Consider the following 2,024-nt stretch of genomic DNA (forward strand, 5'->3'; position numbering starts at 1 on the left):
AGGAAGAACAGGATGCCGAAGCCCAGCATCGCCACCGCCAGCAGCAGGTTCAGCATGTGCTGGCCGGCAAACTGCACCGGCGCGCCCTGGAACAGGCGGAACTTGTACTTGCCCGACAGCTTGCCGAAGGCGATCACCGAACCGGAGAAGGTGATGGCACCGACGAACGTGCCGATGAACAGCTCGACGCGGTTGCCCAGCGGCAGCACGTTGTCGCCGGCCAGCGTGATGCCGAAGGCCGACGGCTCGGCCACCGCGGCCACGGCGATACACACCGCCGCCAGACCGATCAGCGAGTGCATGGCCGCCACCAGCTCGGGCATCTTGGTCATCTCGACCGTGCGCGCCACGTAGGCGCCGATGCCGCCGCCGACCACCAGGCCCGCGAAGATCAGGATGAAGCCCGTGGATGTGCCGCTCTCGGTGCCGGCAAACATCTCGGCCTTGAGCTTGACGATGAGGGCGATGGTCGTGACGGCGGCGATGGCCATGCCGCTCATGCCGAACACGTTGCCGCGTCGCGCCGAGGTCGGGTGCGAGAGCCCCTTGAGCGCCTGGATGAAGCAGACCGACGCCAGCAGGTAGAGCAGGGTGACGAGGTTCATGCTCATTGCTTGGCCTCCCCATTCGTACCAGCCTTGGCCTTCGGCTCTTTCTTCTTGAACATCTCCAGCATGCGCTGCGTGACCAGGAAGCCGCCGAACACGTTGACGGCTGCCAGCGCCACCGCCACCACGCCCATGGTGCGGCCCAGGCCCGTCTGCGTGAGGCCCGCCGCCAGCATGGCGCCGACGATGATGATGGCCGAGATGGCGTTCGTCACGGCCATCAGCGGCGTATGCAGCGCCGGCGTGACCGTCCACACCACGTGGTAGCCGACGTAGATCGCCAGCACGAAGATGATCAGGTTGATCACCGTGTGATTGACCAGCTCCATTTGCTCCTCCTCGCTTCTTGGTCGATGTGCCAAGCGGCCCCGTCGTCTTTGCGCGGGGCCGCTTCGGCGCGTCAGGTTTCCTTGATGGCCTTGATCTTGTTGCCCTCGCCCAGCAGCACCACCTTGGGCTTGTAGCTGGCGACTTGTTCTTCGTTCATCGGCGCGTAGGTGCAGATGATGAGCAGGTCACCCACGTGCGCACGGCGCGCGGCGGCGCCGTTGAGCGAGATCTCGCCCGAGCCGCGCTTGCCCTTGATGATGTAGGTCGAGAAGCGCTCGCCGTTGTTGACGTTGTACAGCTCGATCTTTTCGTACTCGCGCATGTCGGCAGCGTCGAGGAGGTCCTCGTCGATGCCGCACGAGCCTTCGTAGTCCAGATCGGCCTGGGTGACCGTCGCGCGGTGCAGCTTGGCGCGAAGCATGTTGCGTAGCATGAAGCTTTCCCTGAAACAAAAATAAGACAGAAATGAAATCGCCAGTCGCGGCAAGGCGAACCTTGCCGCGGTCTCCATAGTTATTTGGCGGTGCTCATGGCGGCAAGAGCACGCACCGTCTGGCCGCCCTGGCTCAAGAGGCAGGCGGCCACGATGTCGTCTTCGCGGTTGATGACCAAGCCGCCATCCTTGTCGAAGATCAGCTTGAGGAAATCGAGCACGTTGCGCGCGTAGAGGGCGGAGGCGTCGGCCGCCACCATCGACGCGAGGTTGGTGTAGCCCACCAGCGTGACGCCGTGCTTGACGACCACGCGATCGGCTTCGGTCAGCGGGCAGTTGCCGCCCTGCGCGGCGGCGAGGTCGACCACCACCGAACCCGGCTTCATCGCGCGCACGGTCTCTTCCGAGAGCAGCGTCGGTGCGCGGCGCCCCGGGATCAGGGCCGTGGTGATGACGATGTCGGCCTGGCTTGCGCGGGTGTGCACGAGTTCGGCCTGGCGGCGCATCCAGTCGGGCGGCATCGGGCGAGCGTAGCCGCCGACACCCTGGGCGATTTCGCGTTCCTCATCGGTGATGAAGGGCACGTCGAGGAATTTGGCGCCCAGCGATTCGATCTGCTCCTTCACGGCAGGCCGCACGTCGGACGCTTCGAT

3 protein-coding genes and 1 pseudogene are annotated in these 2,024 nt (G+C 65.0%); all 4 read right to left on the bottom strand.

The features are described from left to right. Window positions 1-611, bottom strand: a 611-nt coding sequence (locus QZ609_RS26680) for an NAD(P)(+) transhydrogenase (Re/Si-specific) subunit beta (protein ID WP_295501625.1), incomplete at its 3' end; no start/stop codon positions are given. Continuing rightward, window positions 608-937 (bottom strand): NAD(P) transhydrogenase subunit alpha, encoded by a 330-nt coding sequence (locus tag QZ609_RS26685; RefSeq protein WP_295501628.1) that lies wholly within the window; start codon window positions 935-937, stop codon window positions 608-610. The genes QZ609_RS26685 and QZ609_RS26680, both read right to left, overlap by 4 nt. A gap of 71 nt (window positions 938-1,008) precedes the next feature. Next, window positions 1,009-1,371 carry an aspartate 1-decarboxylase gene (panD, locus tag QZ609_RS26690; protein WP_295501631.1) on the bottom strand — a complete coding sequence of 121 codons (363 nt, stop codon included), beginning with the start codon at window positions 1,369-1,371 and terminating at the stop codon, window positions 1,009-1,011. Window positions 1,372-1,451: 80 nt separating this feature from the next. After that, a pseudogene (locus QZ609_RS26695) lies at window positions 1,452-2,024 on the bottom strand (NAD(P)(+) transhydrogenase (Re/Si-specific) subunit alpha); the annotation flags it as partial.

Origin of the sequence: uncultured Ralstonia sp. (assembly GCA_913056305.1) — a bacterium.
Lineage (GTDB): Bacteria > Pseudomonadota > Gammaproteobacteria > Burkholderiales > Burkholderiaceae > Ralstonia.